A 23,930-nucleotide genomic window follows, 5' to 3' on the forward strand; every position below is an offset into this window, starting at 1 on the left:
CCTCCAGCCATTTTCGAACGGACTTGGATGTCCCTCTGGCCTTTTAATGTCTTATGCGGCGGCCTCCGCAGCGTGTCCGGTGCGGTTGATGTCTGTATGCGGGTAATATTCGGCCCATACGTGCCAGAACATGCCGGGTTTCAACATTGACGCCCGTTTGAGCGGCCCTTTGTTCGTGTTGCCGGAGAAGTCGATTTCGTCGATCGGGCTGCCGGTGTCGTTGATCCAAACACCCAGGCTTTCAAACTTCGGATGCCAGGCGATTACGAGATCCTGCCCACCGACCGCCGCGTTGACGAGATTGCCGTTCTCGACCACGAAATCGTCTGTCCAGCAGGCTGCATCACCGTTGATGTCGACACCCCAGACATACGTCTTGTTGTGGAGCCGGGTGTCGTGCCGGGTCATATTGTCCATGACCGGCTTGGCTATACGGTGTTGTTTTGCGATTTCTGATGAAAAGACGGTCTCCAGAACCATGTCGAAGAGCGCCAACAGTGGATTCGACGGCGGTTTGTTGATGAAAACGGTCCCGTTCGGATACGCCTTTTGAAATCCTCGGAATGTCATGCGGAATGTCGGCCAGGATTTCATGCGCAGGTCCGGACGCGCCGGGCAGACAGGGCCATCGGCTGACGGGGCGACATCCCTTTCCCGGAACCCATAGATCTGCTGGATCGGTTCACCTGTCGTATTATCGCGCAGGATCAGATTGTTGCCATGCTGGGCAAGAACCTTGAGGTCCAATGGTTGGCCTTCAACTTCCGGCGTGTAGCCAATGCCGAGATTGGCCATCGCACAATAGGTCATGACGACGTTTTCGCCGGCGAGGCCTTCATCATTGCCCGCAAGATGCGGCCGCATGATCTGCGCATCAGGATGCGCACGGGCCACTCCCCTATTTTCAACGACAACGACTGGACTGGACGGGCTAACCCACTCCTGGGCGTCTGCGATCGAATAGTATTTGGCACTGTTTTTCTGGTTCCGCAGGCCAATGTGCACCCAAACGGCTGGAAACCCATAGAGAACGGCGCAAAGGACGCTAGCGATCAGCCACAGCCAAAATGGCCCACCACCCAAAGCAAAATGGGCAATGGTCATGACCGCTGCACCGCTCAGACCTGCGGCAACAAACCGGCCCTCGTTCCGGATGAAACGGACCATGTTGGCCCGCTTGACCTTGAGGACCATCTGACTGACATCCCCGAGGTCTCGAAAATAGACGGCTCCAATCCCAACGCTTGTCAGAAGACCAAGGTAAAAAGCAATATTTCCAATGACTGCCATCTGCATCGCGCTCCCACTGCCCAAACGTCAATTTTGACAAGACCATAATAGCCTAAGATTTTGTTCCCTCGGGCAGAGTTGAAAAAAGTGTAGTTTATGATGCAGTCTGGAGTGATCGAAATTGCGAAACGGAAAGCCGCTCTTTTGAACAGACCCGTGTATCAACCGGCGTTTCAGGCGACATTGGTCGCGGACTTCTGCCACGTGGATCAACTGTGCCACGAGGTTCAGTATTGGGATATTCAGTTCCAGCCTTTGACAGCACAGTCAGACGACGGCCGTGTTGCCCACATCCTTCAAGGGACGTTCGCGTCCTTCGAGCTGAGTTATGCGCGCTTCCATCAAAATCTGGATCAGCGCGGCGCCCCTCCCCCGGGGAAACTCACTTTCACGATCCCGGGCCCGACCATGTCGAGGTTGTGGTGGTGTGGCAAAGAGACGGCCTCCGACTCCGTTCTGGTTTACTACCCCGGCGTTGGGTGGCGGTCGATCTCAGGCAATGACTTTGAAGTATATCTCCTCTCGATAAACCTGGCCGATTTTGCGCGTTATGTCGCGCGCCTCGGCGCACCGGACTTAAATCCCTACCGTTTACAGACCATATTTAAGGTACCCAACGCCCTGTTGAGTCGGGCGCAGAACGTGCTGTGCTCGCTTAACTCCCCAGCGCCGCAGTTCGATACCCTGACGCTCGATGCTCTGGTAGAAGACTTGATTGGGTGCTGGCTGGCCCAGGCGGGCCTTCATCCCCGTGCGGCTGGACTGCATACATCACAGCGGGTGCTGACCCGGATCCTGGAAATGGTTGATGCAGGTGAGATCGAAGACGTGCGCCTTCCCGAGTTGTGCGCCGAAGCTGGCCTGTCTCGCCGCGCACTGGAAATCGCTTTCAAGGACAGATTTGGGGTCGGGCCGGCTGCGTTTATGAAATCCTGGAGGCTCGCCCAAACGCGCCGTCAACTGTTGCAGGCGGACCCGGGCAAAATCACCGTTGCAGACGTTATGGCCGAACAGGGATTTCTTCACGTCGGGCAATTTGCCACCGACTATAAGCGCTGGTTTCAAGAGCTGCCGTCTCAAACCCTCCTGCGGTCTTCCACGACATCTTCTTGAAAAAAGCCGTGCAAGTCTGCATCCGACCCGTCAGTCTCGTATTTCTTAATTTGGGCAGGCGATCACGGCTGGTATGGCGAAGGAAACTTCAACAAGGATCCCACGGATCCGCTTTCGAGTGCACCGATATGCCTTTAAGGCGTTAGCAGGCCTGGGGCTTCTTGTGTTGCTCGCCGGCACGTCCGGCTGCGCCGCCCGGTACTCTGTGGATGCATTTTTGACGAACGAAACGGCACAATCGGCAGGCACGCCGCACACCATCCTTGTGGCGAGTGCCCGGGCAGAAGCCGAGACATTCGGCACTCTCTTTGAAGGAGACCGCAGCGATCGGATCTCCTACGCCTCCGTGACCCTTTCGGTGCCGCCGGGCCACAAGCCCGGAGAAATCGAGTGGCCCAGAACATTTCCGGGCGATCCAGAACGCCACTTCACTGTTCGCGATACCTCCCGGCTTTCCGGCAACGCGGCATTCAGGCAAGCGATTGAGCAGGAACTCAGCCGGCGCGCGCCCGATCAACGCAATGTCTTTGTTTTCATTCACGGCTACAACACAAGCTTTGCCGAAGCCACCTACAGGCTGACCCAACTGGCCCATGATACCGGCTACAAGGGTGTGCCGGTTTTGGTGACCTGGGGCTCCAGCGGGAACACGCTTGAATACCTCTTTGACTTGAACAGCACCATGGTTGCGCGGGATGGTTTGGTGGAAACGCTGGCAACCCTCAACGAGACGTCGGCGCGCGAGATCGTTCTTATGTCACACTCGATGGGCAGCCTTTTGCTCATGGAAGGCATCCGGCAGGCGCATCTTGAGAACATTATCGGAGACAAACGGAAATTCTCCCAAGTCATCATTGCGGCACCGGACATAGATGTGGATCTTTTCAAGGCGCAGATGCGGCGGATCGGCAGACCGGACCGCCCGTTCATCATTTTGGTCGCGCGGGATGATGTTGCGTTGCGTTTATCCCGCAAGATAGCCGGTGGCGTCAGCCGGGTCGGCGCTTATGAAAACGACGAGGAGTTGTCGGAACTGGGTGCGATCGTTGTGGACGTTACGGAATTGTCGGCAAATGACCCTGCCCGTCACGGACGCTATGCCGATGCGGGAGATTTCGCACCACTGGTCCGCGACATGTTAGAGGAACGCGGCATTGAAACGGTTGGACTGCAATTCGACCTGTCGAATGGCCGGTCACGGCCGCTCGAACCATTGATCGACCGCGGCCTCGGGATCGTGATCACGTCACCGGACCGGTAGAAAACCTCGCCGAAGAAGCAGCCCGGTGAGCAGATTTCTTAAATGGTGTCCCAGACGCCCCTGAACACGAATTCCTTCCAGGCCGCTAGCGCATAATGGGCGATGCACTCTCAATTGCCTTCGCGAATGAATTAAAAAAGGCATCGCTCGCTTATCACCATATCAGCGCCGTTAGCGACCCGCCGGCTCATCGACAAAACAGAGTTAAAACTATCTTGGTCAGCGCCACCCTCCCTGCCCAGAACTTCGGCAACGATGAGTTGCTGTTTCTCATGCGCCTTGCAGACCGAGCTCTCAAAACACGAGACCAGGCACGCTGCGCGCGCATGGGCGAGACAATTGTTCGAAGATGGGTGGGATTGAGGGCGTGGCGTTGAGCCTTAGCTACCTAACACAGCAGGTCGGTACTCTGCGCTGCATTCCTCCAATTAAACTGCCCCCAGCAATAATCGGGCGAACAATCCTTTCTCATTCCATACCCAGGCACAATTGCCCATCAGTCGAAGTCTGGATTATTTATTAAATCAAATTACTGATTTTTATATATTTTTTAGAATTTATAATTAAAGTAGAAGCTTCCCAAGCTTAAGATGAGGGTTCGATTCCCTTCACCCGCTCCAGTGATCTCAAAGCCTTGACTCCCCTCCCCCGGCACGCACCTGCCCGCAACATGACCTAATGTCGTGATAGTATTGTTGTGTTTTTATTCTGAACGCGGCGGGCCTTTGAATATCTATTACTGATCACCTGCCTCTTTTTGAAGCAGACAATGATCACTTTTCTGCCGCAGCGTTAGACAGAACCTGCCTGCCGTGCCAGTCTACTCCGATAGTATAAGCCAGGAGGGGGAGACAATGGCAGACACAAGTCACAAAAAGATGCTCGATCCAGACCCAAGGGTATGGGATTTCGAGACGGAATACGAACTGGGACAAGACAATATCCGTCCGCTTGGGCTGGACATCCACAATCCGGTTTTCATCGTCTCAGGGATCCTGATCCTGGGCTTCGTTATTGCAGCGCTTGCCAATCAGGAGGCTGCCGCAGCTTTCTTTGGTTGGCTGCGCCCCTGGCTGACGAGCACGTTCGACTGGTTCCTGGTGCTGTCGGTCAACGCGATCACCCTTTTCTGCCTTGCGCTGATCGTACTGCCGGTCGGCAAGGTCAGGATTGGCGGTAAGGATGCCAAACCCGACTACTCCTATGCGGGCTGGATCGCCATGATGTTTGCTGCAGGCATCGGTATTGGTCTGCTTTTCTTCGGGGTACTGGAGCCTGTCTATTACAACTTCTCCGAAAACGGCGGCGCGCGGCCGCTTGGCATCGACATCACCCAACCCGGCAACGAATACATCGGCATCGTCGGCACAATTCACCATTGGGGGCTCGAAGGTTGGGCCGTCTAAGCGGCCGTCGGACTGTCGCTGGCAATCTTCGCCTATAACCTCAACCTGCCATTGACCTTGCGGTCAGCGTTTTTCCCTCTGCTCGGGGAAAAGGTGTGGGGGTTCTGGGGTCATGTCATCGACACACTCGCGGTATTCGCGACGCTTTTTGGCCTGACCACGTCACTCGGCTTAGGCGCACAACAAGTTGCAGCCGGTTTAAACGAGGTCTTCGGCATTGCACCGTCGCCAACGCTTACCGTTCTTATCATCGTCGGCATCACACTGATCGCGCTCGGGTCCGTGCTGCTCGGCATGGATGCAGGCGTGAAGCGGCTGTCTGAAATCAACATGATCATGGCCGTCGGCCTGTTTCTTTTTGTCGTCATCGTGACCGGGATCGGTGCCGCCTTCTCGCGGTACTTCAGCGTGATGGTCGACTACGTGACCCTACTTCCCGCGCTCTCCAATCCGTTTGGCAGGGAAGACACCAGTTACTTCCATGGCTGGACAACCTTTTACTAGGCCTGGTGGATTGCCTGGTCGCCCTTCGTCGGCATGTTCATTGCCCGTATTTCGCGCGGCCGGACGGTGAGGGAGTTTGTCCTGTGCGCCCTGATCGCCCCGACCGCAGTCTGTGCACTTTGGATGTCCACCTTCGGCGGCGCTGCGATCGACATGCTGAATGCGGGCGGTGCAGAAGGTGTGCGGGCCACGGTCATCGATAGCTACGCACCGGAAGGCGCGCTCTTCGGTTTCTTGAAGGAGCTGCCGCTTTACAGCATCGTGGCACCGATCTCGCTCGTTCTCATTGTGATCTTCTTTGTCACTTCGTCGGACTCCGGTTCCCTTGTGATCGACACGATCACAGCCGGCGGCAAGCTGGACGCACCTGTTGTTCAGCGCGTTTGGTGGTGCACACTTGAAGGTCTGGTGGCCATAGCCCTGCTACTAGGCGGTGGGCTGAACGCACTTCAGGGGGCGGCGGTCTCCATGGGAATTCCTTTCACCATGGTCGTCCTGGTCATGTGCTATTGCCTATGGCTGGCGCTGCGGTCCGAGCACCGCAAGCTTTAGGCCCCGGTTTGAACGCCCCCGATCCGTACGGGGGCGTTCACCACCCTATCAAAGGCCGTCCTTGAATCTTCGGTTCCCGCGTTAACCCCGGACAACATAGACCGAGCATTTTGCATGCGCGACGACGTGGCTGGCGGTGGTGCCAAGCAGGTAATCCTGAACACGTGGATTGGCTGACTCCATCACGATAAGATCCACGTTCCGCTCATCTGCGAGCTTCACGATCTGCCGGTGTACCGCGCCGAGACGGACAACTGTCTCCTGTTCGATCCCCTCTGCAGGATGCTGCTCAACGAAACTCTTTAGCTGCTTTTCCCAGTAGGAAGCGGAATCCCGAATGTTGAGGTTCCGTTCCATTTCAGGAGCGATGGTCGCCACCAAAAGCTTTGCCTGCCTGCGCCGTGCCATGGCCATGGCTTCTTCATAAGCGGTGACGTTCAACTGCACATGGCGCAGATTGACCGGGCAGAGGATCAATGAAGTGTCGCTGGGCATAACATCCCTTTCCATCAAGGACGGCGGATAACGGTCAATTGTTTGACCCGAAACATCTTAATCGAATTGAATTGGGACCAACAATAGCTCCCTTATCGCCGAAAGTCGCCGCCAGCACAGAGACGCGGTGCCATTGCCTCCCTTTTGGTGTCCGGTTTTTCTTGGTTAGACACGGCGGCGCGTGCTGCTTGAACACAAAGACACCGGCATTCTAAGTACAGCGCCCAAAAAAAACGCTCTGCCTCTTCTCTCCACCAACAAAATGTGTCAACTTATATTGACACTCATATATGGTGGATTCCAATGTCAGCACCCTTTCCCTTCTCAGCAATTGTCGCCCAAGAGGACATGAAAAAGGCCCTGCTGATGGCCGCCGTAGAGCCACTATTGGGCGGTGTCCTGATTTTTGGTGATCGCGGCACCGGCAAATCCACTGCCGTTCGCGCACTCGCTGAACTGTTGCCCAAAATTGACACCCGCGCAGGCTGCCGGTTCAATTGTTCACCGGACCACCCGCAGGCCGCCTGCCCGGTTTGCACGCCCGCAGATGGCAAGAAGCCGCCCAAGAAAGTGCAGATCCGCATCCCCATGATCGATCTGCCCCTTGGCGCAACCGAAGACCGGATTTGCGGTGCTCTGGATCTGGAAAAGGCGTTGGTTGCCGGCGAAAAGGACTTTGAGCCAGGTCTCTTGGCTGCGGCCAACCAGGGCTTTCTCTACATCGATGAAGTCAATCTTCTCGAAGATCATCTGGTTGATCTTCTTCTTGATGCTGCAGCGTCCGGCGTCAATGTGGTCGAGCGGGAAGGCCTCAGCATTCGGCACGCCGCCCGCTTCGCGCTGGTCGGAAGCGGCAATCCGGAAGAAGGCGATCTGCGCCCGCAGCTGCTCGACCGCTTCGGTCTCAGTGTCGAGATACGCACAATCAACGATCTCCAGCAACGCATCGAAGTGATCCGCCGCCGTGACGCGTTTGAAGCCGACCCGGCTGCCTTTGTGGCGAAGTGGTCCCGCAAGGATGCCGCCATCCGGAACAATGTGGTCAAGGCCCGCAAGATCCTGCGGCAGGTCGATATTCCGGATGATGTCCTCTCAAGGATGTCTCAACTCTGCATGAGCCTTGGCATTGACGGGATGCGCGGCGAGCTGACCCTCATGCGGGCCTGCCGGGCAAGCGCAGCCCTCGCCGGACGTTTGGCGGTAACCTGGGCGGATGTTTCTGACATTTCGCCAATGGTTTTATGCCACCGGTTGCGTCGGGATCCGCTGGATGATGCAGGAAGCGCTCCGCGGATTGAACGCGCCGTCGCTGCCGTGAGTGCCGAGGCCGCCGCCGCAACAGAGGCAGCGCATGGATGATGTCCGGTCCATGCAGGCTTTTGATGCCGCAAGACCAGAACTTGCCCCGAATACGTGGCAGGATGCCCTTCTTGCAGCACAAGTCCTGAAAGCGGGTGGTGCGAGACTTGGCGGACTTTGGCTGAAGGCCCGCGCAGGCGGTGTTCGTGATGCATATCTCGATTACCTTGCCGCGCTGCTGGGTCAGGACAAACCCTGGGTCCGCGTTCCCTCATCCGTTTCCCTGCAGGGCCTGACCGGCAGTGTCGACATTCCGGCAACCGCCCTCGCTGGGCGTGTCATCACCCAGCCCGGGCTTCTCGCAAAGGCTGATCAGGGCGTCCTTCTCATCCCGATGGCGGAACGTGTGGAAGCCCCTGTTGCGGCCCTGATCGGCGAGACAATGGATCGCCGCGCCTGCCCAAGGGCCGGCCGCCCAGCCGACAGTGCTGCCGAAGACACCGCAGACTTTATAGTGATCGCGGTTGATGAAGGGGCAGACCCCGAAGAACATCTGCCCAAAGCGCTGGGAGACCGGCTCGGGCTCATGATTGACCTCAATGCAATCCCTTGGAGCGAGGTCGCATCACATTCACCCGGCTCGGAGCGTACCTCCACCATCACTGCTGCCGACGTGATGATCAGTGACGAACTGATCGGCCTCCTGTCCCGTCTGGCGTTTGCCGCGGGCGTTTCTTCGCTGCGCACTTTGAAACACCTCTCAAGGCTCTGCCAAACGCTTGCAGCGCTGGAGGAGCGAAGTACCGTTTCAGAGGCAGATGCCCTCACAGCAGTCCGTTTGTGCCTTGGGCTGTCCCTCGCTTTACAGCCAAACGATCCGGTCGAAGAAAACCAGGCACAACCTGAGGACAATGGCCAGTCTGACCAACAGGATGCTGGGCCCAAACAGGACGGGGAAAACCAGGATAAGAATACGCCCGCAACTGCTGAGCAGGACCTTTCCGCGCTTTCAGAACTTTTGGCGGCTGTCGAAGCTGGCACAATCGACGGTCTTCCCGAGTTTCTGGCCGACACAACCAAATCCTCGCCCCGGGCCCGGTCCGGAAAGTCCGGTGCGGTTCGCAAAGACGCCCGCCGCGGCCGGCCGGTTTCAACCTCTCGCATGCCGCCCCGTCCGGATGCCCGTCCCAACATTCTTGCGACCTTGCGTGCAGCCGCTCCCTGGCAACTCATCCGGAACCGCAACCGGGACATTCTGGCAACCAAACTGGAACGAACGATCGCCGCTCCACCGCGCCGCAAACCGCGCACGTTGATCACGCGCGACGATTACCGCTATCAGCGCCTGCGTCACGAGACGCCGTCGACTGCGATATTCGTCGTTGATGCCTCCGGCTCAACAGCTTTGGAGCGTCTTGGCGAAACCAAAGGCGCCATTGAGCAGTTGCTTTCCAGGTGTTATGTGCGCCGCGATGAAGTGGCAATGATTGCCTTTCGCGGCACCCAAGCAGAAACCCTTTTGTCACCGACCCGTTCGCTGGTCATGGCAAAGCGAAAACTTGCCAGACTTCCTGGCGGAGGTCCGACACCACTGGCGGCCGGTCTGGAACGGGGCCTGGAGCTCGCGCTCAATGTCCGGCGGCAAGGAAGCACACCGGTGCTGGTCCTCATGACGGACGGACGGGGCAACATTGCGCTGGATGGCACGCCAGACCGAACCCGGGCAGCTGAACAAGTGCATGGCCTTGCTGAACAATGCCGTGCGCATGAGATCCGGGCAATTTGTATCGACATCGCCCGCCGTCCGCGGGAATCCGTTTCCACTCTGGCCAGCACCATGGGCGCAGATCTGCATATTTTGCGGCATGCCGATTCCCGTGCCATGTCCGATCTCGTCAACGCTTCGCTCGAGGAGGCGCACAGCTGATGGCGGATCGTGATTGGCTCAACTGGGACCGGGACGGGCAAGACTGGCCTTACAGAGAGACCAGCCAGTTTGTAGAGGCAAGCGGTTACCGGTGGCATGTCCAGTTGTTAGGTCAAGATGCGGCACCGGCGTTTCTTTTGATCCATGGGACCGGGGCAGCCTCTTTCTCCTGGCGCAATCTCATTCCCTTTCTGGAAAAGGACTATCGGCTGATCGTCCTGGATTTGCCGTGCCATGGTTTCACCCGGCCGACGGACAGCCCGGACCTTTCTCTTGAAGGCATGACGACTGCCATTCGTGGATTGTTGCACCATCTGAACTTGAAACCGCAATTTTTCTTAGGGCATTCGGCCGGCTCTGTTATCGGGATATCGCTGGTCAACGCAACGCGTCATGCGAAACACACGCTGGACCCAACGCCGCAAATTTTCAGCGTCAACGGAGCCTTGAAGCCAATCCGCGGCAACCGGATCCTGTCGCCAATGGCCAAGGCGCTGTTTGCCAATCCCTTATCGGCGTCCATGTTTTCTTTGCTCGCAAAGTCGACACCGCTTGGCAACAACCTCTTGAGCGCAACCGGGTCCCGGATCGATCCGCTGGGTGATGCGATCTACCAACGCCTCCTTGGATCTTCCGGCCATGTTCGCGGGGCTCTTGGGATGATGGCGTCCTGGGATCTGTCGCATCTAAACGCCATGCTTCAGCGATTGAGCGCACCGCTTCATCTTTATGCGGCCGAAGACGACCCGATGGTGCCGCCGTCCAGCTCAAAAAAAGCTGCGACGCTCGCACCAAACGGACATCTGCAGCTCACGCCGACCGGGGGCCATCTTGTGCACGAGAGTCATCCGGAAGGTGTCGCAAGCTGGATGGCTGAGGCCCTGCAGACCGCCAAGACCAACGGCGCGGATGCTGCATGAGCAAGGATCAATAGACAACCAGGGAATGGAGAGGTGGCAACGGAGACGCTCCCAAAAACCGTGTTGCTCACACTTGGACGGCTTCCAAAGTCGCTGGAACTCGCCCGGGCCCTGAAAGGTGCGGGCTGCCGGGTTTTGGTGGCCGATCCATTTGCGTGGCACTTGAGCCGGCCGTCGAATGTGGTCGACAAGTGTTATCAAACACCACCGCCAGCGACGCAGCAATCCGAGTATCTCGATGCCCTGCTTACTATCATAAAGGCAGAAAACGTCGATCTGGTCGTTCCCGTTTCCGAAGAAGCTCTTCATGTCAGCCTGCTGGCGCCGCGGCTCCCGGAAAGGACCCGGCTCTTCACCAATCCGCATGGCGTGCTGTGGGACCTCAACGACAAATACCTCTTCAGCCGCTTGGCGCAATCCGCGGGTTTGCCGGCCCCCGAGACCCATCTTGCCACCGATCCTGAGGCTGCAAGACTGGTGCGGACCACGCCGTGTGTGTTCAAACCTCGCATCGGATGCTCCGGGCAGAAGATGCAAATGCTGACACCGGACACTGTTCCGGAAGAACTTTTGAGCGATCCTGATGCCATCGTTCAGAAGCGGGTTTTTGGCCGCGAACTCAGCACCTTGACCCTGTGCCAGGACGGCAAGATCCTGGCACATGTGACCTATGAAGGCCTTGTCTTCTCAGGCACGGTTGCGGTTTGTTTTCAACGTGTCGAAGGTGCGCCGCAAGTGGCGCAATGGGTCGCCGATTTCGTCGCTGCAAATCGCTACTCCTACTTTTTGGCGTTCGACTTCATTGTGGACCAGACCGGAACGCCCTGGCCACTGGAATGCAATCCGCGGCTGACGAGCGGCATTCATTTTATGGAGCATGAGGATCTGGCCGCTGCGGTGTCCGATCCGGACAACGCACCGCCGGTTCGGTTGAAGGCGAAGAAGCGTTTTCAGGAAGGCCACACAACCCTGTTGCAAGTCTACGGCAGTGTTCTGAAGCCAAAACAGATGGCACGCCGTGCCGGTGCCATGGTCACATCGCGGGATGTGCTGTGGTCGGGCTCCGATCCCTTACCGTTTCCGATGATGACGTTCTCGTCCTGGCCCGTGCTGAAACAGGTTATGTTTGGCGGGAAAACCTTTGGTGAAGCTGCAACGCTCGACATTGCCTGGCCTGCCGGGATTTCTGGCGCCGAAGCGGCGGGAGAAGCTCGCGTTCCCCAGTCAGCCAGCACGCAACAGACGGTCAGCACCGCCGATCCGGTCAACGCCCATGAGACTTGAGCCGCACATAGATTTGTTCCGCAGGGCGCGTCGTGAGGCGCGCGACCGGTCGCACGACATCCGCGTTTTCAGGCAGAAAGTCGAACTCACGTGTCAGGCGGGCAAGAATGAGCGCGCTTTCGACTGCCGCAAAACCGGCCCCAACACAGGTGTGCGGCCCGGCTCCAAAGGGAATGTAGGCCCCTTGCACGACCTCTTGCTCCCTTGGTGGCAGGAAGCGATCCGGATCGAAACGATCCGGATCGGGCCAGTAATCTCCATGACGCTGCAAGGTCCAGGGCGAGATCATCAAAAGCGCGCCCTTGCGCACTTTGTACTTGCCGATACGGGTGCCTTGCATCGCGACCCGCGGCAAAAACGTGATCGGCGGGTAAAGCCGCAAGGTTTCGCGAAAGACGGCACGCGTATAGCCCAGCGCACGGGTCGCCTCAAAGGTGAGAGCATCACCGTCCGTGGTCTCGTCGACTTCCGCCCGCAGCCGGCGCAAGACATCCGGACACATCGCCAAGAGATAAAACGCCCAGGTCAGGGCGCTCGCTGTCGTTTCATGACCTGCAAGAAAAAAGACCCCCAGCTGATCGATGAGTTCATCGCGCGTGAACGGCTCCCCCGTTTCGCTATCGCACGCAGAAATGACTGCGCTGGCGATATCATCATATTTCCCGGCATCCGGGCCCATATGCGTGTCGATCAAGCTCCCAAGGTGGTGCCGGATCCGCTTACAAGCCGCCAGAACCTCATCGCTTTGCGGAACATCGGCCCAGGCCCGATCGGTGATCAATCGCCAGATTTTCACTTGCGCCACACCGCGTTCAAATACGGCGAAGTCGTCAAAGACGTCCCGCGAAATTCCGGTGTCGAGCGAGGTCGAAAATACCGTTCGGCAAATAATATCGGCCGTGAGTTCGCTCATGATCCTGTCAAGCGACAGAACCTCATCGCGGGCTGCACTCTCCTTCAAACGGGCGACATAGTCATCGACCGCCCCGACCATTGCGCCAAAGGCATGGGTCAGACGCATTTTGGAAAACGCCGGATCGATCATGGCCCGTTGGCGGCGCCATTTCGCCCCATCGGAGACGAAGATGGAATCGCCAATAAGCGGCTCCAGTGCACCGACCATCAGATCGCTTTTCGGAAAGATTCCTTCAGGGTCGAGCAGGATCTGCCGGACCAGTTCCGGGTCGTTAAAGAGTTTGATGGACCGGCGCGAGTAGCCCAGCTCTCCAGCAGCCATGGAAAACGCTGCCCCCGGCAACAGGCTGAGAAGATCTCCATCGCCGTGCCAGACGGTGCGCAGCAGCGCCAGAACCGGCGGCAGCCGCGACGGGCGCGGCGGAATGTATGTCTCAACAGCTGCCATCAACATGTCCCTTCTTCCGCATTTCGTATGCCTCGATCAAAGAGCCAAGCCCATGACCGAACATGATCTTTTTGTCGTATTGATCGCCATACACATCACAACCGGCGCGCCGGGACTGATCGGTTTCTGGATCCCGGTCTTGGCCCAAAAGGGCGGCGAGCGTCACAAGTGGTGGGGCAAGATCTTCTCGGTCCTGATGCTGATCACAGGCTCGGTGGCCATGATGATGGCAACCTTGACACTCCTTTACCCCATGCCGACGCATCCGCATCTCGTTGATCACCCGGAGTTCTCCGATCCCGTTCTGGTGCAGGGCATATTTGGCTGGATGATGTTTTATCTCGGGCTCTTGACCGTAAACCTCACCTGGTACGGCTGGCGCTGCGCGGTTAACAAGCGGGATCAGCGAAAGAACCAGACTGCGCTCAACTGGGGTCTTCAGGCGGCCCTGCTTGCTGCATCCGCCAATTGCGCCATTCAAGGGGTCTTGATTTCCCAGCCGATGATGATCGGGATTTCCATGGTCGGATTTGCGACCGTCACGACGAATGTCTGGTTTCTTGTGAAGTCCGACCCGTCTCCGATCGAGTGGCTGCTGGAACATATCAAGGCAATCGTCGGCACCGGCATCTCGGTCTACACCGCGTTTTTCGCTTTCGGCGCCGTCCGGCTGATGCCGGAACTGGCCCTGGCACCCGGGCTCTGGGCCATTCCACTCGTTACGGGTCTCGCTCTCATCTTCTACCATCGGCACAAAGTTACCCAGCGCTTCACTCAACGAACAGCCAGACCGCGTCAAAGACGGTCCATGGACCTCGATGCAGCGGAATAATCCGCCAGGGCCCTTCTCTCTTGCAGAGAAAAGTGTAAACTAAATTTGACACATGTGAAGGTCTGGCCTTCATATCAGCTGTGGCCAAGGCACACGCTCACCACCCGGAGATCCGGGGGAGAGCCAAAGCGGACCTTCAGGTGAGAGGTTTGCAGGAACGGGAGTTCTGGCGTGAATGTTGTCCAGGGATTTGGGTTTCCAAAGCCGCAACCAATCGGGTCTACACGACCGCATGCGGCCGTTATCGGCGCAGGAATAGGCGGCTTGGCGGCTGGTGCTCTGCTTGGCGCGAAGGGGTACAGGGTTACAATCTTCGATCCGCTCGATAAACCGGGCGGCCGGGCTTATGCCTTTGAGCAGGACGGTTTTACTCTTGATGCCGGCCCAACCATCATCACCGCTCCATGGCTGTTCGAGCAGTTATGGGAAGCATGCGGCGGGAAACTGTCAGACGATGTTGACATCCGCCCGAACATTCCCTTCTACAAGATCCGGTTCACGGACGGCACATTCTTCACATACTCGGCCGACAAAGACGCGATGGAAGCGGAAATCGCCAAGATTGAGCCAGATGACGTCAAGGGCTACCGCTCTTTCATGGCGGAAAGCAAAGAGATTTACGAATACGCTTTCCTAGAACTCGCGGACAAGCCGTTTCACAGCCTGCCCTTTACACTGAGCACATTTGCAAAGTTGATCCGGCTTGGCGGCTATCGGTCCGTCTATAATGTGGTGTCCAAGCACTTCAAGAATGACCGTCTGCGGTCTGTGTTTTCCTTCCATCCGCTGCTTATCGGCGGGAACCCGTTCACCACCACTTCCTTCTATTGTCTTATTGCTCACTTGGAGAGCAAACATGGGGTGCATTACGCCATGGGCGGCACCAATGCCCTGGCGCGCGGGATTGCAAGTCTCGTCACCAGGAACGGAGGACAGATCCGGTATGGGGAGACGGTCGATACGATCCTGACATCCGGACGGCACGCGACAGGGGTGCGCCTATCCTCCGGGGAAACCGTGCCAGCGGACATTGTCGTTTCTAACTCCGACCCGGCAACGACCTATTCAAGGCTTTTGAAAGACTTGCCGCGCCGGCGTTGGTCCGACGGGAAGCTGGGCCGGCAGGACTACTCAATGGGATTGTTCGTCTGGTATTTCGGGACCGATCGCCGGTATGACGATGTCGGGCACCACACCATGCTGTTCGGCCCCCGCTACAAAGGGCTGCTCAAGGACATATTTAAGAACAAGGTGCTTGCAGAGGATTTCAGCCTTTACCTGCACCGCCCTTCTGCAAACGATCCATCCGTCGCGCCGGACGGCTGCGATGCCTATTATGTGTTGAGCCCTGTTCCAAATCTGAAAGGCGATGCGGATTGGGAAACTGTCGCTGAGCAGTACCGGGCCAAGATTGCCGCAGAACTTGAGGCAACGCTGCTTCCGGATCTTTCCAAGCACATTGTGAGCTCCCGTATCTCGACGCCGCTTGATTTCCGGGACCGGCTTCTGTCCTGGCAGGGCGCCGCCTTCTCGCTTCAACCGAACCTTTTCCAAAGTGCCTGGTTCCGGCCGCATAACAAAAGCGAGGAGCTGGACAACCTCTTCCTGTGCGGTGCCGGAACACATCCTGGCGCCGGGCTTCCAGGTGTTGTTTGTTCTGCCAAGATCGTTGCTGAGCTTGCCCCGGATCCGTCAAACCTAACGGCGGCGCATGCCGGGACGGAGGCATCTGTATGAGCGACATTACACCGGACAATCTGGAGAGTTTCGTGCCGTTCGCGACCAGCACCAGCAGACAAAGGGCCAGAGCAGCACAGGCATCCGTTTCTGCAAGTCATCAGGCGGATCTGAGGGAATGCGCCGCAGCGATCCGAAAAGGATCAAAATCGTTTCACCTCGCCTCCCTGATATTACCTGCGGAAACCCGAAAGGCAGCCTTGTCGCTCTATGCCTTTTGCCGGCACTCCGATGATCTGATCGATGATCCACGTGCTGATCGAACAGCCCTTGATCAGCTGAAAGACCGCCTTGATCTTGTCTATCGCGGAACGCCCGCGCCCTATGCCTGCGACCGGGCGTTTGCCAGAACTGTTCAAGGGTATGGAATACCGAAATGCGTTCCGGATGCCTTGCTTGACGGGTTCGCCATGGATCTTGGTGACCGGCGCTACAAGACCATCGCAGAAGTCAAGGATTACGCCACCTGTGTTGCTGCAACGGTCGGCCTGATGATGTCGCTTGTCATGCGGACGGGAGATAAGGACGCCCTTGCAAGGGCCGCCGATCTCGGGATTGCAATGCAATTGACGAACATTGCCCGAGATGTCGGAGAAGACGCCCGGAACGGACGCTTATATCTTCCGGAAGACTGGATGCGCGACGCAGGCCTTAATCCGGAGGCTTTTCTCGCCTCTCCGGAGTTTTCGCCGGAGCTCCGCGAAGTCGTTGTGCGGCTGTTGGCAGAAGCTGCCCATCACTATGAACTGGGCCATGCCGGGATTAACGCACTGCCGGAAAACTGCCGCCATGCGATCCGGACGGCAGCTCTGGTTTATCAGGAAATCGGGACTGAAATCGCAGTCAACAATTATGACAGCGTCACACGCCGCGCTCACACCCGGAAGATCAAAAAGCTCAGTCTTCTGATAAAGGCCCGGCTGACCCAATTGGAACAGTCCAATACGGCACATTTCGATATACAACGTCCGGCTGATCCATCTGCCGCGCACCTGGTTTCTGCTTGTGCAAACTCGTTCGAAACACATGCCAGACTGCAAAAAGCTGCACACGGAAGCGATGCTGATGACAGCAACATGGAGTGGGTCCTCGGTGTGATGATCAAGCTGCAAGCAGAAAGCCGTGCACACCACAGATCCCAGAAGCTCGCCATGCAAAGACGGCCTCAGAACCGTTTCTAGCGGGGCACTGCGGCTCTATCGACTGGTTCTGCGGGGCATCCGGAACGGCAGCATCATCCTGACAACCGGATTTGCCAATCGATTGCAGTCGAGAGTCTCATGCACCATTGCAAGCTGGTCGCCATTGACCATCGTTTCGACAAGGGAACGCCGGTAAAAGGGAGCGTCCTCCAGCTTCATGGATAGGCGAGGTGTGCCACCGGGATCGCACGCAATGCCGCCCTTCACGCCCCAGGAACCAACAGGCAGCATCTGGCGGTCTGGCGGCGCAAAATGACGTTCTTCCGCTTCACTAGAAAACACGACACCCAGGGTTCGGCGGGTTCCGCTTCTCAAAACCGCATCATACAGGATCGTCGTCGCCTGATCGCCTGACGGCCCGCGAGCCCAGTCCCAGTGCTCGAAATCCTCTTCCAGAACACGGTCGCCAAAATTGAAATCGTGATAGGCCTCTCCCTGCCAGCCGCCATCGGGCAGATGGTTGCTTTCAACAGTCACACGCGCCCGCGGGAACACCGGCCACCAGATGTGATGACCCTCCGGATCCAGATCGAAAACGCGGTCGTTCTGGATTTGCGGCTCGAGGCGGATCCGGCCGGACATCCGCGATGGCATGAGCCGATGGCCTGGCCACGGCAGGGCGATTTCGTCGAACACGATCTCAAGCCCACCGTCGACGTAAACAATCGAACTGCTGGCGATCTGCATGGTATTTTGCGTTCGAACGAGGTCACTCTCCCCCCGCTCCGTCATGGACCAGCTGTTCCGGTCCTTGCCGTAGAGCGCAACATTCAGGGCCACGTGGTTTTGTGGTTTTCCCCGGCCGGACCAATGGTAATAGGGCGAGAAGACAGACCCGATAAACGCAATTACCGTGAGGGCGTAGCGCCCGCAGTCGCTGGTTGCGTCGATGTACCACCAGCAATAGCCGCCAGGTGGGACCGGCCGGTCGAAGGATGGTCTGTGAGAAGAGTTTCCGCCGCGATCTTGCCCGACAGAAGCGCCATCGGCACGCCCGGGCCCGGATGCACACTGCCGCCTGCGAGATAAAGTCCCTTCAGAGGGCTCCGCGCGCCCTGCCGTTGAAACGATGCCATCCAACCGTGGGATGGCTGGCCGTAAAGGCCGCCCCCCGTTGCTGGAAACAGCTGCTCGAACGTGTCCGGCGCCGTGACCACTTGAGCCGTCCGGTCCCGCCGAAGCACCAATCCATTCGCCGCCATACGGCGGTCCATCGCTGTCAGACATTGGTTCAACTCTTGTTCGGTGTAGTCATGCCGGTCGCCATCTGGCGGCAGGTTCGTCAGACAATAAATCCGTTCAATCGGATCCGAGGTTGCGCTCCCTTTCCGGTCCCCGTCGGCAGTCCTGTCTTGGGCACACACATAAACTGTCGGGTCCTTGGGCGCTTCGCCGCGGTCAAACACGGCCTCAAATTCGGCCCTGTAGTTTTCGGAAAAGAAGACGGTGTGATGGGCCAATGGCACGCCATCGGGCTCTGCGAGGCCGCATACGACAAGTGCAGATTGGGATCGCGCGGTCTTCACCGATGCCCGCTTTTTCGCGTTGCTGCGGCCCAAAAGTCTGGGCAACGCTGCGGCGTCTCCGTTGAAGACAACCTGACCGGCCGGAACAAACTCGCCGCTCTCCAGCTTAACGCCTGAGACGGAGCGGTCATCAGGACTGGAGACAATTTCGGAGACCTTCGCGCCGTACCGGAACTCGGCGCCGAGGCCCACTGCAAGATCAGCGAATTTGCGAGCAACTGCGTGCATGCCGCCTTGCGGGATCCAGACGCCTTCCTGTTCCACATGCGCAACGAGCATCAATGTTGCCGGCGCCAGATAGGGCGAAGATCCGCAGTAGGTTGCGTACCGTCCGAACAGCTGCCGCAGCCGTTCGTCGAAAAAATAGTCCCCGAGAACAGACCAGAGGGATGAAAAGGGCTTGAGTGCAAAAAGTGCACCGGGTTTTGAAAGGCCTACCCGCCGGGACAAGGTGATTGGATTGGGACGAGTCGCATCGATAAACGTGTCTTTCAGAAGTTCAAAGACCCGGCGGCTGTCCCGCGCGAAGGCCTGATATCCGTCGGCGTCGCGCTGTCCCGCAAAATCCCTAATGGCTCGGACGCTGTCTGCAACATCGGCATGAAGGTCGAGGCAAGCGCCGCCGTCCCAGTAATGCCGGGCAATCACACCCGCCGTTTCCATTGGGATTTCACGGTCCAGCGTTGTCCCGCAAGCCTCAAGCAAACTGTCAAAAGCCCATTTCATCGTCAGAACAGTCGGACCGGCATCGAAGGTCCGGCCACCTGCAGCAACGTGGCGCATTTTGCCACCCGGCGCGGCGGCCGCTTCCACAACAGTGACCTGCCGGCCAGCAGCGGATAAACGCAGCGCAGCAGCCAAACCGCCCATACCGGCGCCAACAACGACCACTCTTTGCTCGGTTATGGCTGATGCCATTCGTGTTCCTTCAAGTTGACATTCGCCCTTAATGTGTCACTCTTAGTTGACACTATACCGTCAATTTTTGTGGACATCCACGTTAAATAGAGGAATGGCTCCATGGACCTGTCGGACCGCATCGAAACAGGGATGCAAACTGCCATCCGCTACGCCACTGCGAATGGATGCCCGCAAAAGCTTGGAAACGCCCTCAAATATGCCGTCTTTCCGGGCGGCGCCCGCATTAGGCCCCGGCTCTGCCTCGCCGTCTCCCTGGCGTGCGGCGACAAGGACCCACGCGTTGCCAATGCCTGCGCAACGGCGATTGAACTTTTGCACTGTGCGTCTCTGGTTCACGACGATCTACCCTGTTTCGACAACGCGGCAACCAGGCGTGGCAAGCCCTCCGTCCACAAGGAATATGGCGAGGAAATTGCCCTTCTGGTCGGCGACGGTCTGATCGTAACAGCCTTTGAAACTCTGGCCCGAGAGACCCTTCACGCGCCCGAACTAACAGCACGTCTTGTCGCCACGATTGCCAATGCAGTCGGCTCTCCTTACGGGATCGTTGCCGGTCAGGCCTGGGAGAGCGAAGAGAAAATCAACATCACTGCCTATCACCGCGCGAAAACAGCCTCGCTGTTTACCGGCGCCGTGTCAGCCGGTGCCCTGTCCTCAAGCGGCAATCCGCTCGACTGGTATGCGCTGGCAGATGCCCTTGGTGCGGCCTATCAGGTGGCTGACGATCTTTATGACGCGATGGATGATACGGACAGCATGGGCAAACCTGCAGGCCAGGACGCCGAAAACGGGCGCCCAAACCTGGTGGCCGAACTCGGCGTTCAAGGCGCTTTGAAAAAATTGCAGGAACTGGTCGAAACAGCAGCCGATAGCATTCCGGACTGCGAGGGCGCTGATCTGCTCAGTGCCATGATCCACAAGGAAGCCAAACGTCTCATGCCGGCCAAACTGGCCGCCAGCGCCGCCTGACAATGTCGGATTGGACAGAGACGGCGCCCGGGGCCAACGCGCCACAACAGGGAAGACCATCCGGTCGGTCTATGACCAGTTTGAATGCACTTTGTGTGCGCTATCGCTTATGGCGCAACCGGCTGATCGGATCGGCAACGTTCCGCAGCAAAATCGCGCGGTTTCCAGGGACGCGATGGATCGCGCAGAAGAAATCGAATGATCTTTTCAAACTGATCAACGGTTTTGTCTTCAGTCAGGTTTTGAGTTCCTGTGTGTCGCTTGGCGTGCTTGCACGGCTCACAGACACGGTTGCAAGCACAGAAATCCTTGCAAAAGACTGCGGACTTGAGCCAGGCCGGATGCAATTGCTGCTGGAGCAGGCAGAACGTCTGCAGCTCGTCAAAAACGTTGAAGGAAACTCTTGGGTTCTGGACGATGCCGGCGCCGTGGTAGCAGCCGACCCCGGACTGCAGGCCATGATCCGGCATCACGCCCTGTTCTACCGGGACCTTGCAGATCCGTCCGCTCTTCTAAAGGCACCTTCTCAAGATACCGAACTCAAGAAATACTGGGCCTATGCGCACGCGCAGGACCCTGCGGATATCGGGACGGACATAACCCAGCCCTATTCTGAACTGATGCGCAGCAGCCAGGAGATGCTCGCCGACTGTATTCTCGCAGCTCATGATTTTTCTCAGTACCCGGCGGTTCTGGATGTTGGCGGCGGCGAAGGCGCATTCCTGGCAGCAATTGGCAAGGCCTGTCCGGATACACGCCTACACCTCTTTGATCTGCCATCGGTCACGGACCTTGCGAAAATGCATCTTGCAAGAGAAAACCTTGCTGACCGGGCCGAGGTTCACGGCGGTGACTTTGCAAGGGATCCAATCCCGGAAAATGCCGAGTGCGTCAGCCTGGTCAGGATCCTGTGTGACCACAATGATGGGCGTGTGAAACAGATTTTGGCGAATCTGCATCGTTCCTTGAAGCCCGGCACAAAGGTCATGATCGCCGAGGCTATGGCGGGAAACAGCGAAGGCGCTGAGCTCGCATCTGTCTACTTCAGCCTTTATTTCCTTGCTATGGGGTCCGGCCGCTGCCGAAGCGATGCCGCCATCAAAGATCTTCTTTTGGGCGCAGGTTTCAAAAATCCACACACCCAAACAACTCCGAATCCTTTGCTGGCAACGCTCGTTTTTGCAGAACGGTAGCGGCGCGGGCCTGCGCGGTCCGACCGTCCTAAACACTCTCCTTGTCAGCAAATGTGTAAATTTTAATTGACACTCAAATGCGTCAATTTACAATGACACTCATACGCCGCCAAACCCACGAGAGGGAGGCACTCATGGAAACCACGGCAATCGTCTTTGAGGATCCCGGCAAGCTCCAGGTCAAACGACTTGGGCTCACGGAACCAAGCGACTTTGATGTGGTTGTCGAAACCATGGTGAGCGGAGTTTCCACCGGCACGGAAAAAATGCTGTTCGACGGCACCATGCCGGCATTCCCCGGAATGAGATATCCGTTGGTCCCTGGCTATGAGTCTGTTGCCAGAGTTGTCGGCGCGGGCCCCTTGTCCGGTCGCACAGTCGGCGAAACGGTCTTCATTCCAGGCGCATCCTGTTTTGAAGGTGCTGCCGGGTTGTTCGGCGCGACCGCCAACCGGCTGGTCCTTCCAGGTGTCCGCACCATCCAGATCTCGGAAGACTTTTCCGAAGACGCCGTATTGCTCGCCCTCGCCGCCACCGCCCATCACGCTCTGATTCGCGCAGAAAGCCCAGTGGACCTGATCATTGGCCATGGCGTCCTTGGCCGGCTCATGGCACGGCTCGCCTGTGCACTTGGCCAAGAGCCGCCGATCGTTACGGAAACCTGTCCGGACCGAATGCATGGTGCCGATGATTATGACGTTCTTGCCCCCAACGATGCACGGGCGTCGAAACCGTTCGACACAATCATCGACGCCAGCGGCAATCAGGACGCGCTTGATCCGGCCATCAGCCGGCTAACAAAGGGCGGCACGCTGGTACTTGCTGGCTTTTACGGTGAACGGGTGAGTTTTGCATTCCCCGCCGCCTTTATGCGGGAAATCTCAGTCCTGCTGTCCGCTGAATTCAAACCAGATGACCTTCAAGCGGTTGTTGATCTTGTGGATTCCGGCCGGTTGTCTCTTGGCGGGCTCGTGACACATCACGCGCCCCCGTCCGACGCGGCAAAGGCCTATCGGACCGCCTTCGATGATCCGGCCTGCCTGAAAATGGTTATCGACTGGAGGAAAGCTGCATGATCCTGGAAAACCCAACAGGCCGGCATTACCAGATGCAGGACTTCCTCAGAGACGAGGCAGCCATTGAACCTGATGCGCCTGCAACAGGGCCTGTCACCAAGGAAACGCAGATCATTGCCATCTATGGCAAGGGTGGCATTGGCAAGAGCTTCACGCTCGCCAACCTCTCCTACATGCTGGCACAGCTTGGCAAAAAAGTGCTTCTGATCGGCTGTGATCCCAAGAGCGACACCACCTCTTTGTTGTTCGGCGGACGCGCCTGCCCAACGATTATTCAGACGGCCTCTGCGGCCAAGGAAGCCGGCAGTGAGGTGACTGTCTCGGATGTCTGCTTCAAACGTGATGGTGTTTTTGCCATGGAACTTGGCGGACCCGAAGTTGGCCGGGGCTGCGGTGGCCGGGGCATCATCCACGGCTTTGAAACACTAGAAAAACTCGGGTTTCACGACTGGGATTTTGACTACGTTCTTCTCGATTTCCTGGGCGATGTGGTGTGCGGCGGTTTCGGCCTGCCGATCGCGCGTGACATGTGCCAGAAGGTGGTGGTGGTCGGATCCAACGACCTGCAGTCGCTTTATGTAGCAAACAACGTTTGTTCCGCCGTCCAGTACTTCCGCAAGCTCGGCGGTAACGTCGGCGTTGCTGGACTTGTCGTGAACAAGGATGACGGAACCGGCGAAGCACAAGCATTTGCAGAATCCGTCGGCATTCCGGTTCTGGCCTCGATACCGCAAGATGAAGACATCCGGCGGAAAAGCGCGAACTACCAGATCATCGGCAAGCCGGGCGGTGTCTGGGCGCCGCTCTTTGAAGCCCTGTCGATCAATCTCGCCGAAGCGCCGCCGGTCCTTCCCAAACCTCTCGACCAGGATGGGCTGCTCGGCCTGTTCGACGCTAGCGAGACCGGTGCGGACTTTGTTTTGACACCGGCGACCCCGGAAGACATGTGCGCCGCAGGTGCGCTCAACAAACCATCTCTGGAAGTGATTTACGACACCGTTTGAGGACCGATCCGCGACATGGACACCTACTCCAAATCTCATGATCCCGACCGAGTTGG

18 protein-coding genes and 1 pseudogene are annotated in these 23,930 nt (G+C 57.7%); 14 read left to right on the top strand and 5 right to left on the bottom strand.

Annotated features, from left to right (window positions below; genetic code table 11):
• Positions 1 to 51: 51 nt before the first annotated feature.
• Complete coding sequence (locus AC0J4F_RS23815) at positions 52 to 1,290, bottom strand: DUF3179 domain-containing (seleno)protein (protein WP_473024976.1); 1,239 nt, start codon at positions 1,288 to 1,290, stop codon at positions 52 to 54.
• A gap of 96 nt (positions 1,291 to 1,386) precedes the next feature.
• Here AC0J4F_RS23815 and AC0J4F_RS23820 point away from each other — a divergent pair, with 96 nt between their 5' ends.
• From AC0J4F_RS23820 to AC0J4F_RS23830, 3 genes and pseudogenes are all read left to right on the top strand, one after another.
• Positions 1,387 to 2,403, top strand: a complete 1,017-nt coding sequence (locus AC0J4F_RS23820) for a helix-turn-helix domain-containing protein (RefSeq protein WP_473024977.1) — start codon at positions 1,387 to 1,389, stop codon at positions 2,401 to 2,403.
• 217 nt (positions 2,404 to 2,620) lie between these two features.
• On the top strand, positions 2,621 to 3,664 hold the full coding sequence (locus AC0J4F_RS23825) for an alpha/beta hydrolase (RefSeq protein ID WP_473024978.1): 1,044 nt from the start codon (positions 2,621 to 2,623) through the stop codon (positions 3,662 to 3,664).
• Positions 3,665 to 4,542: 878 nt separating this feature from the next.
• A pseudogene (locus AC0J4F_RS23830) lies at positions 4,543 to 6,126 on the top strand (BCCT family transporter).
• Between the two features lie 81 nt (positions 6,127 to 6,207).
• Here the strand turns inward: AC0J4F_RS23830 and AC0J4F_RS23835 are convergent.
• Positions 6,208 to 6,621, bottom strand: coding sequence for a universal stress protein (locus tag AC0J4F_RS23835; RefSeq protein ID WP_473024979.1), 414 nt, complete (start codon positions 6,619 to 6,621; stop codon positions 6,208 to 6,210).
• 303 nt (positions 6,622 to 6,924) lie between these two features.
• On the opposite strand from AC0J4F_RS23835, the gene bchI reads away from it, so the two are divergent.
• From bchI to AC0J4F_RS23855, 4 genes are read left to right on the top strand one after another with little or no spacing between them, the layout of a single operon-like run.
• Entirely contained in the window at positions 6,925 to 7,980 is a 1,056-nt protein-coding gene (gene bchI, locus AC0J4F_RS23840) for a magnesium chelatase ATPase subunit I (RefSeq protein WP_473024980.1), read from the top strand.
• Positions 7,973 to 9,847 (top strand): VWA domain-containing protein, encoded by a 1,875-nt coding sequence (locus tag AC0J4F_RS23845; RefSeq protein WP_473024981.1) that lies wholly within the window; start codon positions 7,973 to 7,975, stop codon positions 9,845 to 9,847. The genes bchI and AC0J4F_RS23845 overlap by 8 nt, the downstream gene beginning before the upstream one ends.
• The gene (gene bchO, locus AC0J4F_RS23850; protein ID WP_473024982.1) at positions 9,847 to 10,767 is read left to right on the top strand and encodes an alpha/beta fold hydrolase BchO; all 921 of its coding nucleotides are present in this window, start codon (positions 9,847 to 9,849) and stop codon (positions 10,765 to 10,767) included. Before AC0J4F_RS23845 ends, bchO begins: the two co-directional genes overlap by 1 nt.
• A 33-nt stretch (positions 10,768 to 10,800) precedes the next feature.
• Positions 10,801 to 12,051 (top strand): ATP-grasp domain-containing protein, encoded by a 1,251-nt coding sequence (locus tag AC0J4F_RS23855; protein ID WP_473024983.1) that lies wholly within the window; start codon positions 10,801 to 10,803, stop codon positions 12,049 to 12,051.
• Here the strand turns inward: AC0J4F_RS23855 and AC0J4F_RS23860 are convergent.
• Complete coding sequence (locus tag AC0J4F_RS23860; RefSeq protein WP_473024984.1) at positions 12,032 to 13,414, bottom strand: cytochrome P450; 1,383 nt, start codon at positions 13,412 to 13,414, stop codon at positions 12,032 to 12,034. The two genes, AC0J4F_RS23855 and AC0J4F_RS23860, sit on opposite strands and share 20 nt — an antisense overlap.
• Positions 13,415 to 13,466: 52 nt before the next feature.
• On the opposite strand from AC0J4F_RS23860, the gene AC0J4F_RS23865 reads away from it, so the two are divergent.
• From AC0J4F_RS23865 to AC0J4F_RS23875, 3 genes are all read left to right on the top strand, one after another.
• Positions 13,467 to 14,246 (top strand): hypothetical protein, encoded by a 780-nt coding sequence (locus tag AC0J4F_RS23865; protein WP_473024985.1) that lies wholly within the window; start codon positions 13,467 to 13,469, stop codon positions 14,244 to 14,246.
• A 171-nt stretch (positions 14,247 to 14,417) separates the two neighbouring features.
• Positions 14,418 to 15,983 (top strand): phytoene desaturase family protein, encoded by a 1,566-nt coding sequence (gene crtI / locus AC0J4F_RS23870; protein WP_473024986.1) that lies wholly within the window; start codon positions 14,418 to 14,420, stop codon positions 15,981 to 15,983.
• Positions 15,980 to 17,164, top strand: a complete 1,185-nt coding sequence (locus AC0J4F_RS23875) for a phytoene/squalene synthase family protein (protein WP_473024987.1) — start codon at positions 15,980 to 15,982, stop codon at positions 17,162 to 17,164. The genes crtI and AC0J4F_RS23875 overlap by 4 nt, the downstream gene beginning before the upstream one ends.
• Positions 17,165 to 17,179: 15 nt before the next feature.
• On the opposite strand, the gene AC0J4F_RS23880 is transcribed toward AC0J4F_RS23875, so the two are convergent.
• Both AC0J4F_RS23880 and crtD read right to left on the bottom strand, forming a co-directional pair.
• Positions 17,180 to 17,965, bottom strand: coding sequence for a carotenoid 1,2-hydratase (locus AC0J4F_RS23880; protein ID WP_473024988.1), 786 nt, complete (start codon positions 17,963 to 17,965; stop codon positions 17,180 to 17,182).
• A 68-nt stretch (positions 17,966 to 18,033) separates the two neighbouring features.
• Positions 18,034 to 19,629, bottom strand: a complete 1,596-nt coding sequence (gene crtD, locus AC0J4F_RS23885) for a 1-hydroxycarotenoid 3,4-desaturase CrtD (RefSeq protein ID WP_473024989.1) — start codon at positions 19,627 to 19,629, stop codon at positions 18,034 to 18,036.
• A 102-nt stretch (positions 19,630 to 19,731) separates the two neighbouring features.
• Between crtD and AC0J4F_RS23890 the strand changes: the two genes are divergently transcribed.
• The 4 genes from AC0J4F_RS23890 (at position 19,732) to AC0J4F_RS23905 (ending at position 23,874) form a co-directional block, all read left to right on the top strand.
• Positions 19,732 to 20,601, top strand: coding sequence for a polyprenyl synthetase family protein (locus tag AC0J4F_RS23890; protein ID WP_133947977.1), 870 nt, complete (start codon positions 19,732 to 19,734; stop codon positions 20,599 to 20,601).
• Positions 20,602 to 20,672: 71 nt separating this feature from the next.
• Positions 20,673 to 21,794: a methyltransferase gene (locus AC0J4F_RS23895; protein ID WP_473024990.1), complete on the top strand. Its 1,122-nt coding sequence runs from the start codon at positions 20,673 to 20,675 to the stop codon at positions 21,792 to 21,794.
• Between the two features lie 134 nt (positions 21,795 to 21,928).
• On the top strand, positions 21,929 to 22,870 hold the full coding sequence (bchC, locus tag AC0J4F_RS23900; protein ID WP_133947980.1) for a chlorophyll synthesis pathway protein BchC: 942 nt from the start codon (positions 21,929 to 21,931) through the stop codon (positions 22,868 to 22,870).
• Positions 22,867 to 23,874 carry a chlorophyllide a reductase iron protein subunit X gene (locus tag AC0J4F_RS23905; RefSeq protein WP_208326692.1) on the top strand — a complete coding sequence of 336 codons (1,008 nt, stop codon included), beginning with the start codon at positions 22,867 to 22,869 and terminating at the stop codon, positions 23,872 to 23,874. Before bchC ends, AC0J4F_RS23905 begins: the two co-directional genes overlap by 4 nt.
• The last annotated feature ends 56 nt before the right edge of the window (positions 23,875 to 23,930 follow it).

The sequence above is a fragment of the Roseibium sp. R5 genome, from assembly GCF_055755305.1.

What these genes read in the sequence shown, in the direction of transcription:
- AC0J4F_RS23835 (WP_473024979.1), bottom strand. Translation starts at nt 6,621, where the DNA reads ATGCCCAGCGACACTTCATTGATCCTCTGCCCGGTCAATCTGCGCCAT.
- AC0J4F_RS23865 (WP_473024985.1), top strand. Translation starts at nt 13,467, where the DNA reads ATGACCGAACATGATCTTTTTGTCGTATTGATCGCCATACACATCACA.
- AC0J4F_RS23895 (WP_473024990.1), top strand. Translation starts at nt 20,673, where the DNA reads ATGACCAGTTTGAATGCACTTTGTGTGCGCTATCGCTTATGGCGCAAC.
- bchC (WP_133947980.1), top strand. Translation starts at nt 21,929, where the DNA reads ATGGAAACCACGGCAATCGTCTTTGAGGATCCCGGCAAGCTCCAGGTC.
- AC0J4F_RS23875 (WP_473024987.1), top strand. Translation starts at nt 15,980, where the DNA reads ATGAGCGACATTACACCGGACAATCTGGAGAGTTTCGTGCCGTTCGCG.
- bchO (WP_473024982.1), top strand. Translation starts at nt 9,847, where the DNA reads ATGGCGGATCGTGATTGGCTCAACTGGGACCGGGACGGGCAAGACTGG.
- AC0J4F_RS23815 (WP_473024976.1), bottom strand. Translation starts at nt 1,290, where the DNA reads ATGGCAGTCATTGGAAATATTGCTTTTTACCTTGGTCTTCTGACAAGC.
- AC0J4F_RS23820 (WP_473024977.1), top strand. Translation starts at nt 1,387, where the DNA reads ATGATGCAGTCTGGAGTGATCGAAATTGCGAAACGGAAAGCCGCTCTT.
- AC0J4F_RS23860 (WP_473024984.1), bottom strand. Translation starts at nt 13,414, where the DNA reads ATGGCAGCTGTTGAGACATACATTCCGCCGCGCCCGTCGCGGCTGCCG.
- AC0J4F_RS23845 (WP_473024981.1), top strand. Translation starts at nt 7,973, where the DNA reads ATGGATGATGTCCGGTCCATGCAGGCTTTTGATGCCGCAAGACCAGAA.
- bchI (WP_473024980.1), top strand. Translation starts at nt 6,925, where the DNA reads ATGTCAGCACCCTTTCCCTTCTCAGCAATTGTCGCCCAAGAGGACATG.
- AC0J4F_RS23890 (WP_133947977.1), top strand. Translation starts at nt 19,732, where the DNA reads ATGGACCTGTCGGACCGCATCGAAACAGGGATGCAAACTGCCATCCGC.
- AC0J4F_RS23905 (WP_208326692.1), top strand. Translation starts at nt 22,867, where the DNA reads ATGATCCTGGAAAACCCAACAGGCCGGCATTACCAGATGCAGGACTTC.
- crtD (WP_473024989.1), bottom strand. Translation starts at nt 19,629, where the DNA reads ATGGCATCAGCCATAACCGAGCAAAGAGTGGTCGTTGTTGGCGCCGGT.